Below are 15,496 nucleotides of genomic sequence, written 5' to 3' on the forward strand. Positions count from 1 at the left end.
CTGCGGGGGGCTCACGGGACCGCCTTGCGGGCGGTGGCGAACCGGGGCCGGTTGTTCAGGTCCGGGTGGTCGGCGGCGTCGGTCCAGCCGCGGTCCTCGGCGAAGATCCACGGCACCTGGCCGCCCTGGGTGTCGGCGTGCTCGACGACGACCACCCCGCCGGGGCGCAGCAGCCGGTGCGCGGTGCGTTCCAGGCCGCGGATGAGGTCGAGGCCGTCCTCGCCGGAGAACAGCGCCATCTCGGGGTCGTGGTCCCGCGCCTCGGGGGCGACGTACTCCCATTCGGTGAGCGGGATGTACGGCGGGTTGGAGATCACCAGGTCGACCTGGCCGTCGAGGTCCGGGAAGGCCGTCAGGGCGTTCCCCTGGCGCAGTTCGACCCGTGACCCCTCCATGTTCTTGCGGGTCCACACCAGGGCGTCCTCGGACATCTCCACGGCGTACACCCTCGACCGCGGGACCTCCTGGGCGAGCGCGAGCGCGATCGCGCCCGAACCGGTGCACAGGTCGACGACGCACGGCTCGACGACGTCCATGGCCCGTACCGCGTCTATGGCCCAGCCGACGACCGACTCGGTCTCCGGGCGCGGCACGAACACCCCGGGCCCCACCTGGAGTTCGAGGTAGCGGAAATAGGCGTGCCCGGTGATGTGCTGGAGCGGTTCGCGCGCCTCGCGGCGGGCGACGACCTCCCAGTACCGGGCGTCGAAGTCCGAGTCCTTCACCTGGTGCAGCTCGCCGCGCTTGACTCCGTGCACGAACGCGGCGAGCTCCTCCGCGTCGGTGCGCGGCGAGGGCACGCCGGCGTCGGCGAGCCGCTGGGTGGCCTGGGCCACCTCGGTGAGCAGCACGCTGCGGGGGTTCGGGGGGCGCCCCCCAAATGGTTGCTGCACGCTGGTCCTCCGGACTGTCTACGAGAGTTACGCCGCGGCGAGCTTGGCAGCCGAGTCCGCGTCGACGCAGGCCTGGATCACCGCGTCCAGTTCGCCGTCCAGGACCTGGTCCAGGTTGTACGCCTTGAACCCGACGCGGTGGTCCGAGATGCGGTTCTCCGGGAAGTTGTAGGTACGGATCTTCTCGGAGCGGTCGACGGTACGGACCTGGCTGCGACGGACGTCGGAGGCCTCCCGCTCCGCCTCCTCCTGTGCCATCGCGAGCAGCCTGGAGCGCAGGATACGCAGTGCCTGCTCCTTGTTCTGCAACTGGCTCTTCTCGTTCTGGCAGGAGGCGACGACTCCGGTCGGCACGTGCGTGATGCGCACGGCGGAGTCGGTGGTGTTGACGGACTGGCCGCCGGGGCCGGAGGACCGGTAGACGTCGATCCGCAGATCGTTCGGGTTGATCTCGACGTCGATCTCCTCCGCCTCGGGCGTCACCAGGACGCCCGCCGCGGAGGTGTGGATGCGGCCCTGCGACTCGGTGGCCGGCACCCGCTGCACGCGGTGCACGCCGCCCTCGTACTTCAGCCGGGCCCACACGCCCTGTCCGGGCTCGGTGGCGCCCTGGCCGCCCTTGGTCTTCACGGCGACCTGGACGTCCTTGTAGCCGCCCAGCTCCGACTCGGTGGCGTCGATGATCTCGGTCTTCCAGCCGACGCGCTCGGCGTAGCGCAGGTACATGCGCAGCAGGTCCCCCGCGAACAGGGCGGACTCGTCGCCGCCCGCGCCCGCCTTGACCTCGAGGATGACGTCCTTGTCGTCGCTGGGGTCGCGCGGGACCAGCAGGAGCCGCAGCTTCTCGGTCAGCTCTGTCTGCTGCCGTTCCAGGTCCTTGACCTCGGCGGCGAAGTCCGGGTCGTCGGCGGCCAGTTCACGCGCGGTCCCGATGTCGTCGCCCGTCTGCTTCCAGGAGCGGTACGTGGCGACGATCGGGGTGAGCTCGGCGTACCGCTTGTTCAGCCTGCGCGCGTTGGCCTGGTCGGCGTGGACCGACGGGTCGGCGAGCTTCGTCTCCAGGTCGGCGTGTTCGGTGACGAGTTCCTCGACGGCCTCGAACATCTTGGGCTCCTGCTGCTGCGTGGGAAGGGGAAGGCGGGCGACCAAAAACGCCGGTCCCGGCGGGCGCCTCCGAAAGGAGACGCTGCCGCGGACCGGCGATAGGGCCTGCCTCGCGTTTCCGACAGGATCCGTCGGGCAGGCCCTGGGTGGCTCGCTACTTCTTGGAGCCGGAGGCCTTGCCGAAGCGGGCCTCGAAGCGGGCCACACGGCCACCGGTGTCGAGGATCTTCTGCTTGCCCGTGTAGAACGGGTGGCACTCGGAGCAGACCTCGGCCCGGACGGTGCCGGAGTCGATGGTGCTGCGGGTCGTGAACGACGCGCCGCAGGTGCAGCTGACCTGCGTCTCGACGTACGCGGGGTGGATGTCGCGCTTCAAGGTGTCTCCTAGATCGGGAGGGCGCCGGGTCGCCACCACGGGATGCGGGAGCGTGAACCGGAACCGACGTACCAGTCTGCCAGGACTGGGGCCATCCCCCCAAACCGAGGGTGGCCGTCGTTTGTTCCCGGGGTTTCCCCGAGGCGGGCCCGGCTCGGGGCGGCGGGGCCCGAGGGGGCCGCTCGAGGCGTGCTCACGAGGCGCTGACGACGTCCTTGGCCCCGCCCGTGGCCGTGCCCACCGTCGCCGCGCGCGGGATCGGCTCGTCGTTCCTCAGGGCCTCCCAGACCAGCCCCGCCTTCTCCTTCCACGGCAGGACGCGGTGGGGGGCGGCGGGGTCGTAACGCACCGGCATGGTCACCATGTGCATGCCGCCGGGATCGATGCCCTTCAGGCCGTCGGCGAAGGACATCAGGGAGTTCACCGAGCCCAGGCCGGAGTCGGTGGTGACGGTCCGGGTGACCGTGTCGGCGACGTCGTAGAGCTTCTTGGGGTCGGTGAGGAGACCGAGGTCCTTCACCTGCCGGACCAGGGCCCTGAAAAAAGCCTGCTGGAGCTGTATGCGGCCCAGGTCGGAGCCGTCGCCGACGCCGTGCCGGGTGCGCACCAGGCCGAGGGCCTGCGCGCCGTCGAGCCGGTGGGTGCCGGCCGCCAGTTCGAGGTGGCTGTCGGGGTCGTCGATGTCCTCGGTGGTGGTGACCTCGACGCCGCCCAGTTCGTCCACGAGTTTCCGGAAGCCGGTGAAGTCGACCTCCAGGTAGTGGTCCATGCGCAGGCCGGTCATCGACTCGACGGTCTTCACCACGCAGGCGGCCCCGCCGGTGGCGTACGTGGAGTTGAACATCACACCGTTCGCGGCGGGGCGGGTGCCGCCCCCGGGGTGGGCGCACTCGGGCCGGTCGACGACGGTGTCCCGCGGGACGGACACCACGGACGCCTTCTCGCGTCCCTCGTGGAGGTGCACGATCATCGCGGTGTCGGCGCGGGCGCCGCCGCCGTCGGCTCCGCCGCCGAGCTTCCGGTTGCCCCCGGAGCGGCTGTCGGAACCGAGGACGAGGACGTTCTCGGAGCCGTCAGCGGCCTTCTCGGGCCGGTCGGTGCCGAGGAGACGGTCGATGTCGACGCTCGTGAGGTTGCCGTCGAGTCCCGCGTACACGTATCCGGCGCCGGCGCCGCCCAGGACGAGGACGGCCGCGACGGTCCACGCCATGGCCTTCAGACCGCTGTACCGCCGGTCGTGCGGCGTGCGGCGCCTTCTTCCGTCCCGTGGACCGGCCTCGGGTGTGCTCTCCGCGGACATGCGCTCCTCAGCTCCTGCCCGGTCGGTCACCCCCCGCATCCGGCACCGGACGCGGGGGGTGACCCGTACAGCAACCATCGTCCCGCCGTATCCGTCGTCCCGCCGCCCGGCCGGAGGGGGAGTCCGGCGGGCGGCCGCACGGCAGCCGGGCCCGGCCGTCGCGCGGCCGGGCCCGGGGTGTTCTGCTCAGGAGCGGTGAGCACGGCGCTCACCTGCGGTGTTCCGCGCCGTCAGCCGAAGATGCCGTACTGCTGGAAACCGGTGCCGACGGAGATCCGGGTGGCGAAGATCTTGCTCGTGGCCTTCCCGGTGCCCTTGTACAGGTACAGGGTGCCGCCGGGGGTGCGGGCCAGGAAGTCCGCCTTGCCGTCTCCGCTGACGTCGCCCACGGCCGCGAAGGCGTTGTACGTCTTGTTGCTCCAGGTGCGGACCTTGACCCGGCCGGAGAAGGCGCCGGTGCCGGCCTTGCCGGTGCCCTTGTACAGGTACACCGCGCCGGTGCTCTTGTGGCGGGCGATCAGGTCGGTCTTCCCGTCGCCGTTGAAGTCGCCGTGGCCGCGCACCGAGTTGTACTGGTTCCAGCCGGAGCCGGCCTTCACCCGGGCGGAGAAGGTGCCGTTGCCCTTGCCCGGGTAGATCCACAGCACGCCGGCGGAGTCCACGGACAGCAGGTCGGGCAGGTAGTCCCCGGTGACGTCGCCGGGGGCGACGATGCGGGTGCGGGTCTTCCAGTTGGCGAAGATGCGCTTGGTGGACCAGGAGTCGCTGGAGACCACGTACCGGGTCCAGTAGACGGCGCCGTCGCTGCTGCTCCGGTACACCAGGTCCTGGTACCCGTCCCGGTCGAGGTCGGTCTGCAGGACGGTGTTGACGCCCTTCCAGTTGCCCCAGGACCTGCGGGTGGCGAAGGAGGAGCCCTTGGAGTCCAGGGAGTAGCCGGTCGTCGTCGAGGACTTGCGCGCCCACAGGTCGGCGCGGTGGTCGCCGCTGATGTTGGTGTCGTCGACGCGTGCGTAGGCGGCCCCGACATAGCTGCTCACCTTGGCGAAGACGCTGTAGGCGCCCTTCTCGACGCAGTCCCGCACGCCCCAGGAGACGACGCCGACGATCCGGTTGTTCACGACCAGCGGGCCGCCGGAGTCGCCGTTGCAGGCGGAGGTGGTGCCGCTGTCGGCGCCGGTGGCGGGCTTGCCGGCGCAGACCATGTGGCCCTTGACGAAGTCGGCGCCGTAGGTGCGGGCGCACGTCGCGTCGGACTGGAGGGGCAGCGTGGCCGCCTTCAGCGTCTCGGAGACGTCCTGGCTGGTGGAGCTGGTGCGGCCCCAGCCGTAGACCTTGGCGCTCTTTCCGGCGGCGTAGGAGGCGGTGTCGCCGGAGGTGGTCATGCGGATCGGGGTGGCCTTGACGGGGCCGGGCAGGGTGAGCACCGCGATGTCGTTGTCGATGGTCGTCGCGTTGTACGACGGGTGGTTCCACTGGCGCCAGACACCGGAGACGGTGCCGCCGCGCAGGTTTCCGTCGACGGAGGGGAGCTGCGTGGCCCCCGTGACGACGGCGCCGTTGGCGTTCCAGTCGTATCCCTTGACGCAGTGCGCGGCGGTGAGGATCTTCGTCGGGGCCACGACGGCACCACCGCAGAAGAAGCCGATGTCGTCGCTCGTGCGGCTGGTGCCCCGGTCGTCGTAGTAGTGGAGCTGCGCCATCCAGGGCGCGGAGGTGATGGCGGTCGTGCTGCCACCGATGATCTTCGCGTCGATGACGGAGCCGCTGCCGCCGGCACCGGTGGTGGTGCCGGTGGTGGTGCTCTTGCTCAGCGACGACCGGTTCGCCTGGCCCGCGGTGTCGTCACCGGCGAGCGCGCCGGCGAGGCGCTTCTTCAGCTCGGCCGGTGACGGCGAGCTGAGCTCCGGGGCCGCGGTCGGCTGCGGCTGCGGCAGCGCGGTGGCGGCGCCGGCGGACGAGGTCAGCAGTGCGGCGGTGACGGCCGCGGCGACGCCGGCTGCGGCTACGGGCAGTGCGATTCTGACCCGGCGTCTGTGCCGACCGCCCCCGGACATGGAAGTACCCACTCAAGTCCCCCCTCGGGATCGGAAGTTCGGGTCTCGATGCGAAGATCGGCCCGGAACAGCGCGATCGTACACCTGTCCGAGTACAGGCAAAGGGCCGCTCCCCTCGGAGGGGAGCGGCCCTTTGCCGGGCGGAGCCGAGGCGGCGGGAGTGGCGTCAGTCGCCGTTGCCCGGTGTCGGCGTCGTCTTCTGGATCTGCAGCAGGAACTCGGCGTTCGACTTCGTCTGCTTCATCTTGTCGAGGAGCAGTTCGATCGCCTGCTGCGAGTCGAGCGCGTGCAGCACCCGGCGGAGCTTCCAGGTGATGGCCAACTCGTCGCTGCCGAGCAGGATCTCCTCCTTGCGGGTGCCGGACGCGTCGACGTCCACCGCGGGGAAGATGCGCTTGTCGGCGAGCTTCCGGTCGAGCTTGAGCTCCATGTTGCCGGTGCCCTTGAACTCCTCGAAGATCACCTCGTCCATGCGGGACCCGGTGTCCACCAGCGCGGTGGCGAGGATGGTCAGCGAGCCGCCGTCCTCGATGTTGCGGGCCGCACCGAAGAAGCGCTTCGGCGGGTAGAGCGCCGTCGAGTCGACACCACCGGACAGGATGCGGCCGGAGGCCGGGGCGGCGAGGTTGTACGCACGGCCCAGACGGGTGATCGAGTCGAGCAGCACGACCACGTCGTGACCCAGCTCCACCAGGCGCTTGGCGCGCTCGATGGCGAGTTCGGCGACCGTGGTGTGGTCCTCTGCGGGGCGGTCGAAGGTCGAGGAGATGACCTCGCCCTTCACCGACCGCTGCATGTCGGTGACCTCTTCCGGACGCTCGTCGACGAGGACGACCATCAGGTGGCACTCGGGGTTGTTGTGCGTGATCGCGTTGGCGACCGCCTGCATGATCATGGTCTTGCCGGTCTTCGGCGGAGCCACGATCAGACCGCGCTGGCCCTTGCCGATCGGCGACACGAGGTCGATGATCCGCGTGGTGAGGACACCGGGGTCGGTCTCCAGGCGGAGGCGGTCCTGCGGGTACAGCGGGGTGAGCTTGTTGAACTCCGGGCGGCCGCGGCCGTGTTCGGGCGCCATACCGTTGACGGAGTCCAGGCGGACCAGCGCGTTGAACTTCTCGCGGCGCTCGCCCTCCTTGGGCTGGCGCACCGCGCCGGTGAGGTGGTCGCCCTTGCGCAGGCCGTTCTTGCGGACCTGGGCGAGGGAGACGTACACGTCGTTCGGACCGGGCAGGTAGCCGGAGGTCCGGATGAACGCGTAGTTGTCGAGGATGTCGAGGATGCCCGCGACCGGGATCAGGACGTCGTCCTCGGTGATCTGCGGCTCGGAGGCCATGTCGTCGCGCCCGCGGCGGCCGCGGCGGTCGCGGTAGCGGCCGCGCCGGCCGCGACGGCCACCGTCGTCGTCGTAACCGTCGTCCTGACCCTGGCCCTGACCCTGGCCCTGACGGCCGCCGCCCTGCTGCTGGCTCTGCTGACGGCCCTGACCGCCCTGGCTGCTCTGACCGCCCTGGCTGCCCTGACCGCCCTGGGTCTGCTGCTGGTCGTCGCCCCGGTGGCGACGGTCACCGCGGTCCGTCCGATCGCTCCGGTCGCTCCGGTCATTGCGGTCGCGGCCGCGGTCACGGCGGTCGCGGCGGCGCCCGTCGTGGCCGTCGTGGTCGGACCTGGCGTCGCCCTGCGACTGCTGCGACGGAGCCTCGGTCTTCGACTCGTCCTGCGGCTCGGGCTTCGACTCGACGGCGGTCTTCTCCGTCGCGGCGGCCGGAGCGCCCGCCTCGGCGGTGACGCGGCGGCGGCGCTCGACGGGGGCGGCCGCCTCGGCGGCGGGAGCCTGCTCGGCCGGGGCGCCGGCCTTCGGGGCCGTCTGGCCGGGAATGTCGATCTGCTGCTGGGCCGCGGCGTCTTCGGCGGCGGCCGGCTTCGTCTCGGCGGCCTCACCCGTACGGGTCCGGGAGGTGGTACGGCGCTTGGGCTTACTCTCCGCCGCCTCGGCCGGGGCCTCGCTCTTCGGCGCGGCGGCGCCCGCTCCCGCCTGCGCCTCCTTGATGACCTCGATCAGCTGACTCTTGCGCATACGCGCGGTGCCCCTGATACCGAGGCCCGATGCGACCTGCTGAAGCTCGGCCAGCACCATGCCTTCGAGGCCGGTACCGCGGCGCCGCCGGGATCCGGCACCGCCGGCAGGCGCGGAGGCGTCCGTGGCGGGCGCGGCAGCGGTCTCCTCGACACGTGCGCCCATCAGATCGGTGGTGTCGCTCACGAAGGGTCCTTCCCTGGAGCGGACGTCGGCCTGTCTGGCTCGGCGACCGGTTGTGCTGTCCGGCTTCGGTCCTTACTGTGCGGACCGTGCCGGGGCGGTTGTCCGCCGGAACGGCGGGAGGAATTTCTGGTGATGGCGCTTGCCGAGCCGTGACATCCAGTGTCACGTGGCGCGGTCGCACCGGTTCCGGAGCGTGCTCGGGGGGCCGTTCAGTGTCCGCGTGTGCCGTACTGTGCGCGTACGGCGCAGAGAACACGGTGTGGCTTGGGGAGCTCCCGGAAGAATGTCTGTCCCGAACGGGGACACGAGGCACCTCGCCGTGGTGGGGTCGGGTGCAGACTTGAGGTTAACACTACCGGATCCAACAAACATTCCCCCTCTCCTCATCCGGCAACCGTGTCATCCGGCAACCGTGTGTCAGGCGGCAAGCGGAAGCACGCTCGCTCCCTGCAGATCGAGACGGAGCCGGTTGGCGGCCCAGTCGGCGCCGGCCAGTGCTTCGACCTTGTCTGCGGTGTCGGCGTCGGCCAGCGCCATGACGGTGGGCCCGGCACCGGAGATCACCGCGGGGACGCCGTCCGCGCGCAGCCGCTCGACCAGCGCCGCGCTCTCGGGCATGGCGGGGGCCCGGTAGTCCTGGTGCAGACGGTCCTCGGTGGCGGGCAGCAGCAGCTCGGGACGCCTGGTCAGCGCCTCGACGAGCAGGGCGGCACGGCCCGCGTTGGCGGCGGCGTCGACGTGCGGCACGGTACGCGGCAGCAGGCCGCGGGCGGTCTCGGTGAGGACGGGTTTACCCGGTACGAAGACCACCGGGACGATCGATTCGGCGGGCTCCAGCCTGATCGCGCGGGCCACGCCGCCCTCCATCCAGGAGAGGCTGAAGCCGCCCAGCAGGCAGGCCGCGACGTTGTCGGGGTGGCCCTCGATCTCGGTGGCGAGTTCGAGCAGCGCGGCGTCGTCGAGCTTGGCCTCCGCGCCTATGGTCACGGCGCGGGCGGCGACTATGCCGGCGCAGATGGCGGCCGAGGAGGAGCCCAGGCCCCGGCCGTGCGGAATGCGGTTGGCGCAGACGATCTCCAGGCCGCGCGGCTGTCCGCCCAGCAGGTCGAAGGCGGTGCGCAGGGAGCGCACGAGCAGATGCCTCTCGTCGCGCGGGAGGGTCTCACCGCCCTCACCGGCGATGTCGATGTGCAGCCCGGCGTCGGCCACCCGGACGACCACGTCGTCGTACAGGCCCAGCGCGAGGCCCAGGGCGTCGAAGCCCGGACCGAGGTTGGCGCTGGTGGCGGGGACGCGCACCCGGACGGCGGCGGCGCGGAAGGCGGGACCGGCCATCGCTCGTTGACTCTCCTTGAGCTGGTGACTGTCGTGGGATCTGGGCGACTGTCGATTGAGCTGGTGACTGTCGAATGACATGCGACGACGTACGAAACCCCGAGGTCGCCGCCGACCAGGAGGGCCGGCCGCTTTCCGCGCCTCTCGGCGGTCGCTTCCGGACCACGGGGACGACGCGGTACCGCGGCATATGCGGCGGGTGGGTTGACTACAGCCTATCGAAGGACGGTTCCGTGTCGACATAGGGCGCACGGGAGGCGCACGATGCGTGTCGTAAGCCCCTTGTGCACCCCCTGAGGGAGACCTCCCCCGGCAAGCGCCCTCTTACGCCCTTCCTGCCGTCCGATGCGGCGGCTGCGGGGCGCGGAGGGCGCCCGAAGGGGCCGGGGGCGCACGGGCCCGCCGACCCCGTCGCCCCCCTCGGCCCTGTCAGACCAGCCCGAGCCGCTCGGCGGCCGCGGCGGCGTCCACCGGGACGGTGACCGGCTGCGGGGCGCCGGCGACGGCCCAGTCCGGGTCCTTCAGACCGTTGCCGGTGACGGTGCACACGATCTTCTGCCCCGGGTCGACCTTGCCCTGCTCGGCGGCCTTCAGCAGACCGGCGACCGACGCGGCGGACGCGGGCTCGACGAAGACGCCCTCCTGCGAGGCCAACAGCCGGTAGGCGCGCAGGATCTCACGGTCCGTCACCTCGTCGATGAGGCCGCCGGACTCGTCCCGCGCGGCGAGCGCGTACTGCCACGAGGCCGGGTTGCCGATCCGGATGGCGGTGGCGATGGTCGCCGGGTCCTTGACGACCTCGCCGCGCACGATCGGGGCGCTGCCGGAGGCCTGGAAGCCCCACATGCGCGGGGTCCGGGTGGCCACGCCGTCGGCGGCGTACTCCCGGTAGCCCTTCCAATAGGCGGTGATGTTGCCCGCGTTGCCCACCGGGAGGACGTGGATGTCGGGGGCGTCGCCGAGCATGTCCACGATCTCGAAGGCGGCCGTCTTCTGCCCCTCGATACGCACCGGGTTGACCGAATTGACCAGCGCCACGGGGTAGTTGTCGCTGAGCGCGCGGGCGAGGGTGAGGCAGTCGTCGAAGTTGCCGTCGACCTGGAGGATCTTCGCCCCGTGCACCAGGGCCTGGCCCATCTTGCCGAGCGCGATCTTGCCCTGCGGCACGAGCACCGCGGAGACCATCCCGGCGCGCACCGCGTAGGCGGCGGCGGAGGCGGAGGTGTTGCCGGTGGAGGCGCAGATGACGGCCTGCGCGCCCTCCTCCTTGGCCTTGGAGATGGCCATGGTCATCCCCCGGTCCTTGAAGGACCCGGTCGGGTTGGCACCCTCGACCTTGAGGTGGACCTCGCAGCCCGTGCGCTCGGAGAGCACCTGCGCGGGCACGAGCGGCGTACCGCCCTCACGGAGTGTCACGACCGGCGTGGTGTCGGCGACCGGCAGCCGGTCCCGGTACTCCTCGATGATTCCGCGCCACTGGTGGGTCATTGCTGCTTACTCTCCTTCAACCCGCATGATGCTGGCGACACCGCGCACGGTGTCGAGCTTGCGCAACGCCTCGACGGTGCCGCCGAGGGCCGCGTCGGACGCACGGTGGGTGACGACGACGAGGGATGCCTCCCCGTCCTTGCCCTGCTGGCGGACCGTGTCGATCGAGACCCCGTGCTCCGCGAACACGGTCGCGACCTGGGCGAGAACACCCGGCTTGTCGGCCACGTCGAGGCTGATGTGGTACCGCGTGACGACATCACCCATCGGCGAGACCGGCAGCGCCGCGTAGGCGGACTCGCCCGGTCCGGTGGCCTCGCCCAGCCGGTTGCGGCAGACGGCGACGAGGTCGCCGAGCACGGCGGAGGCGGTGGGCGCCCCGCCGGCGCCGGGCCCGTAGAACATCAGCTGCCCGGCGGCCTCCGACTCCACGAACACGGCGTTGTAGGCACCGCGCACCGAGGCCAGCGGGTGGGTGAGCGGGATCATCGCCGGATGCACGCGCGCGGTGACGGAGGCGCCGTCCCCGGCCCGCTCGCAGATGGCGAGCAGCTTGATGGTGCAGCCCATCTCCTTGGCCGAGGCGATGTCGGCGGCGGTGACCTCGGTCATGCCCTCGCGGTGGACGTCGTCGAGCCGCACCCGCGTGTGGAAGGCGATCCCGGCGAGGATGGCGGCCTTGGCGGCGGCGTCGAAGCCCTCGACGTCGGCGGTGGGGTCGGCTTCCGCGTACCCGAGGGCCGTGGCCTCGTCGAGCGCCTCCTGGTAGCCGGCGCCGGTGGTGTCCATGGCGTCGAGGATGAAGTTCGTCGTCCCGTTGACGATGCCGAGGATCCGGTTGACCTTGTCGCCCGCGAGCGACTCTCGCAGCGGCCGGATCAGCGGGATGGCACCGGCGACGGCGGCCTCGTAGTAGAGGTCCTTGCCGTGCTCCTCGGCGGCGGCGTGCAGCGCGGCACCGTCCTGGGCGAGCAGCGCCTTGTTCGCGGAGACCACGGACGCGCCGTGTGCGAAGGCGGTGGTGATCAGCGTCCGCGCGGGCTCGATCCCGCCGATGACCTCGATGACGACGTCGAGGTCGCCCCGTTTGACGAGGGCGGTGGCGTCGGTGGTGACCAGCTCGGCCGGGATGCCCTCCCGCACCCGGTCGGGGCGCCGCACGGCGACCCCGGCGAGCTCCACCGGGGCGCCGATGCGGGCGGCGAGGTCGTCGGCCTGCGTCGTCATGATGCGCGCCACCTCTGAGCCGACCACTCCACAGCCCAGCAGCGCCACCTTCAGCGGACGCGTACGCATCATCCGACCTCGTTTCCCGATTACCGTCTCGATTGCACCAGTCTCACTCACCGGACGGAAGTTTCTGCCCTTTGTCCGGATCGTGAGACATCAATTTCATTGCGGAGCCCGCGAGAACCGAAGATCTTCCACCTCGCGGTGCCTCGCGGTGCCTCTCGTATCTCACTCGTACCTCACCCGTACCTCACCCGACGTCGAGGCGGAGGAGGTCCTCCTCGGTCTCGCGCCGGACGATCACCCGTGCCTCGCCGTCCGCGACGGCGACGACGGGCGGGCGGAGAACGTGGTTGTAGTTGCTGGCCATCGACCGGCAGTACGCCCCGGTGGCCGGTACGGCGATCAGGTCGCCCGGCGCCAGGTCCGCCGGCAGGAAGGCGTCGCGCACCACGATGTCCCCGCTCTCGCAGTGCTTGCCGACGACCCGGCTGAGCATCGGCTCGGCGTCGGAGCGGCGGGAGACGAGGGCGACGCTGTACTCGGCGTCGTACAGCGCGGTGCGGATGTTGTCCGACATCCCGCCGTCGACGGAGACGTAGGTGCGCAGGCCGTCCAGCGGCTTGACGGTACCGACCTCGTACACCGTGAAGGCGGTCGGCCCGACGATGGCGCGTCCCGGCTCCACGGAGATGCGCGGGACACTGAGACGGGCGGCCTCGCACTCCCGGGTGACGATCTCGGTCAGCGCCTTGGCGATCTCGTGCGGCTCGCGGGGGTCGTCGTCGCTGGTGTAGGCGATGCCGAGGCCGCCCCCGAGGTCGATCTCGGGCAGCTCGACCCCATGCTCGTCACGGATTTCCCTGAGCAGCCCGATGACCCGGTGCGCGGCGACCTCGAACCCCGACATGTCGAAGATCTGCGACCCGATGTGCGAGTGGATCCCGATGACCTCCAGCCCGTCCAGCCGGAGCGCCCGCCGCACGGCCTCGGCGGCCTGCCCGCCGGCGAGCGGGATCCCGAACTTCTGGTCCTCGTGGGCGGTGGCGATGAACTCGTGGGTGTGCGCCTCGACGCCGACGGTGACCCGGATCTGCACCCGCTGCCGGGTGCCGAGCGACTGCGCGATGTGCGCGACCCGGACGATCTCCTGGAAGGAGTCGAGCACGATCCGCCCGACACCGGCCTCGACGGCCCGGCGGATCTCCGCCACGGACTTGTTGTTGCCGTGGAAGGCGATCCGGTCGGCGGGCATACCGGCGGACAGGGCGGTGGCCAGTTCCCCGCCGGAGCAGACGTCGAGGTTCAGCCCCTCCTCGTCGAGCCACCGCACGACGGCCCGGGAGAGGAACGCCTTACCGGCGTAGAACACGTCGGCGTCGTTCCCGAAGGCACTGCGCCAGGCCCGCGCGCGGGCGCGGAAGTCGGTCTCGTCGAGGATGTAGGCGGGGGTCCCGAACTCCTCGGCGAGCCGCGTCACGGAGATCCCGCCGACGATGACCACACCGTCCTCGTCACGGCCGACGGTCTGCGCCCACACCTTCGGGTCGAGGGCGTTGAGATCGGCGGGCGGCGCGGAATAGTGCCCCTCGGGGAGGACGTCGGCGTAGCGGGGTCCGGCGGGGTGTGCGGAACGGCTCATTCTTCGCGTGCTCTTTCACAGATGGTCGGGTGCGTCGATGCCGAGCAGGAACAGGCCGCCGGCCAGCACCGTCCCGGCGGCTTCGGCGAGCGCGAGCCGGGCGCGGTGGGCGGCCGAGGGTTTCTCCTCACCGAGGGGCAGCACGGTGGGGAGCAGGGGCTGCGTGGCATCGGCGACGGTGACGAGGTGCCGGGCGAGCCGGTCGGGGGCACGGTGCCGGGCAGCAGCGGCCAGGACGCGGGGGTGGTCGGCGAGGGCGGCGAGCAGGGGCCGGGTTCCGCTCACGTCGACGGGGCCGGGCTCGGGAGCGAACCCGAGGTCGGCGGCGTTGCGCAGGAGGGCACGGGTACGGGCGTGGGCGTAGCGCACCCGGAAGAGGGGGTTGTCCTCCCGCTGGACCAGGTGCTCGCCGGTGATCCGGGGCCGGTCGTGCGCCGCGGGCCGGAGCAACGCCCACCGCGCGGCGTCCCGGCCGAGGGGCAGCGGGTCACCGGGAGCGGGCACGGGCCGGACCTCGACCCGGGGGGCGTCGTACGGGTCACCGTCGCCGGCGCCGTCGAGGACGACCCCCAGGCCGTCCAGAACGGCATCCCACTCGGGCGCGGAGACCGCCGCATCGCACCTGGTCCGCACCTCCACACCCTGGGACCGCAGGATGCGCGCGAGGGCGTCGACCTGCACCAGGGCACGCACCTCGGCGGCCCCGTGCAGCAGCACCCGCTCCCCGCTCGCACCGTACCGATGCCCGTAAGGAGTGCTGCCGGCGCTCCCGGCCCGCAGGATCTCCTCCACGAGGGCGGCGGGAGCGGCCCCCCGCAGACTGATGTTGATGAACCCGGGCCCGGTGACGACGACGTCACTGATGCCGCCGTCCTGGCCGTCCTGAAGGAGCCGGGCCCGCAGCACCTCGGCGACGTGCCGGGGCGTGTGCCCGGCCGGGCCGGCCAGCTGAAGCGCGACGTTGGTGGCGTACTCCCCGCAGCCCCCGGGTCCCGGCGGCGCGAGGGCGACCCGCTCGGGAACGGTCACCCGCAGCTCCCCTGCGTCGACAGCACGACGCACCGCGTGCAGCACGGTGCGGGAGAGCTCGACGGGGGTCACGGGACCAGCGTAGGGGAGGAGGGGGGTGGGTGGGCGAGCCGTTTCCCCGGGAGTCCGCCATGTGGACGCCTTGCCGGACAGGTCCTACCCCCCGGCGTGCCCGGCGGCCCGCTCGGCGCCCCCGGTACCACGACCACCGCTCCTGCCCCCGTCGCCCCCGTTACCCCCGCATCGCCGCCGCTCTATCAACTGCCCGACGACGCGTACGAGTTCACTGGGCTCGAAAGGCTTGGCGAGGAAGGCGTCGACCCCGGCCTCGAGCCCGCTCTCGACCTCGTACTGGGTACAGGCACTGATGATGGCGAGCGGAAGCTCACGGGTACGGGGATCGGAACGCAACCGGGCCGCCGTCCTGAGCCCGTCCAGCCGCGGCATGGCGACATCGAGGGTGACGAGGTCGGGCCGCACCTGATGGACGACTTCCAGACACTCGGCACCATCGGCCGCGGTCACGACCTCGATGCCCTCAAGCTCGAGATTGACCCTGATCAACTGCCGGATGACCTTGTTGTCGTCCACAACAAGAACCCGGCGCGACGCCCCTGGCACCACTCGAGAGTAGGTCGAGACCGGCCACCGCGTCCGCGTTTTCCGCACTTCCACCCCCAGGGGTGCCCCGCGAGCACCCAGGGTGACGCCCTCCGGGAAACGGGTTCCTACCCACCCCTCCAGAACTGGTACTGTTCTACCCGTCGAAGCGATCACCG

At 71.5% G+C, this 15,496-nt stretch carries 12 protein-coding genes; all 12 read right to left on the reverse strand.

What is annotated here, in order from left to right:
• Positions 1-11: 11 nt before the first annotated feature.
• Positions 12-851 carry a peptide chain release factor N(5)-glutamine methyltransferase gene (gene prmC / locus PYS65_RS11480; RefSeq protein WP_109378027.1) on the reverse strand — a complete coding sequence of 280 codons (840 nt, stop codon included), beginning with the start codon at positions 849-851 and terminating at the stop codon, positions 12-14.
• A gap of 69 nt (positions 852-920) precedes the next feature.
• Positions 921-1,997 (reverse strand): peptide chain release factor 1, encoded by a 1,077-nt coding sequence (gene prfA / locus PYS65_RS11485; protein ID WP_279333851.1) that lies wholly within the window; start codon positions 1,995-1,997, stop codon positions 921-923.
• A gap of 154 nt (positions 1,998-2,151) precedes the next feature.
• The gene (gene rpmE, locus PYS65_RS11490) at positions 2,152-2,373 is read right to left on the reverse strand and encodes a 50S ribosomal protein L31 (RefSeq protein ID WP_279333852.1); all 222 of its coding nucleotides are present in this window, start codon (positions 2,371-2,373) and stop codon (positions 2,152-2,154) included.
• A gap of 193 nt (positions 2,374-2,566) precedes the next feature.
• Positions 2,567-3,673 carry an LCP family protein gene (locus PYS65_RS11495; RefSeq protein WP_279333853.1) on the reverse strand — a complete coding sequence of 369 codons (1,107 nt, stop codon included), beginning with the start codon at positions 3,671-3,673 and terminating at the stop codon, positions 2,567-2,569.
• 230 nt (positions 3,674-3,903) lie between these two features.
• A complete protein-coding gene (locus PYS65_RS11500; protein WP_279337920.1) occupies positions 3,904-5,730 on the reverse strand; it encodes a trypsin-like serine protease in 1,827 nt (608 codons plus the stop codon).
• 166 nt (positions 5,731-5,896) lie between these two features.
• Positions 5,897-7,993, reverse strand: coding sequence for a transcription termination factor Rho (gene rho / locus PYS65_RS11505; RefSeq protein ID WP_279333854.1), 2,097 nt, complete (start codon positions 7,991-7,993; stop codon positions 5,897-5,899).
• A 417-nt stretch (positions 7,994-8,410) separates the two neighbouring features.
• Positions 8,411-9,328, reverse strand: a complete 918-nt coding sequence (gene thrB, locus PYS65_RS11510) for a homoserine kinase (RefSeq protein ID WP_279333855.1) — start codon at positions 9,326-9,328, stop codon at positions 8,411-8,413.
• Positions 9,329-9,757: 429 nt separating this feature from the next.
• Positions 9,758-10,816, reverse strand: coding sequence for a threonine synthase (thrC, locus tag PYS65_RS11515; RefSeq protein WP_279333856.1), 1,059 nt, complete (start codon positions 10,814-10,816; stop codon positions 9,758-9,760).
• Between the two features lie 6 nt (positions 10,817-10,822).
• Complete coding sequence (locus PYS65_RS11520; protein WP_279333857.1) at positions 10,823-12,115, reverse strand: homoserine dehydrogenase; 1,293 nt, start codon at positions 12,113-12,115, stop codon at positions 10,823-10,825.
• 181 nt (positions 12,116-12,296) lie between these two features.
• Positions 12,297-13,688 (reverse strand): diaminopimelate decarboxylase, encoded by a 1,392-nt coding sequence (gene lysA, locus PYS65_RS11525; protein WP_279333858.1) that lies wholly within the window; start codon positions 13,686-13,688, stop codon positions 12,297-12,299.
• A gap of 15 nt (positions 13,689-13,703) precedes the next feature.
• Complete coding sequence (gene nrtL / locus PYS65_RS11530; protein WP_279333859.1) at positions 13,704-14,789, reverse strand: ArgS-related anticodon-binding protein NrtL; 1,086 nt, start codon at positions 14,787-14,789, stop codon at positions 13,704-13,706.
• 84 nt (positions 14,790-14,873) lie between these two features.
• A complete protein-coding gene (locus PYS65_RS11535; RefSeq protein WP_388703201.1) occupies positions 14,874-15,419 on the reverse strand; it encodes a response regulator in 546 nt (181 codons plus the stop codon).
• Positions 15,420-15,496: the final 77 nt, after the last annotated feature.

Origin of the sequence: Streptomyces cathayae (assembly GCF_029760955.1) — a bacterium.
GTDB lineage: Bacteria > Actinomycetota > Actinomycetes > Streptomycetales > Streptomycetaceae > Streptomyces > Streptomyces cathayae.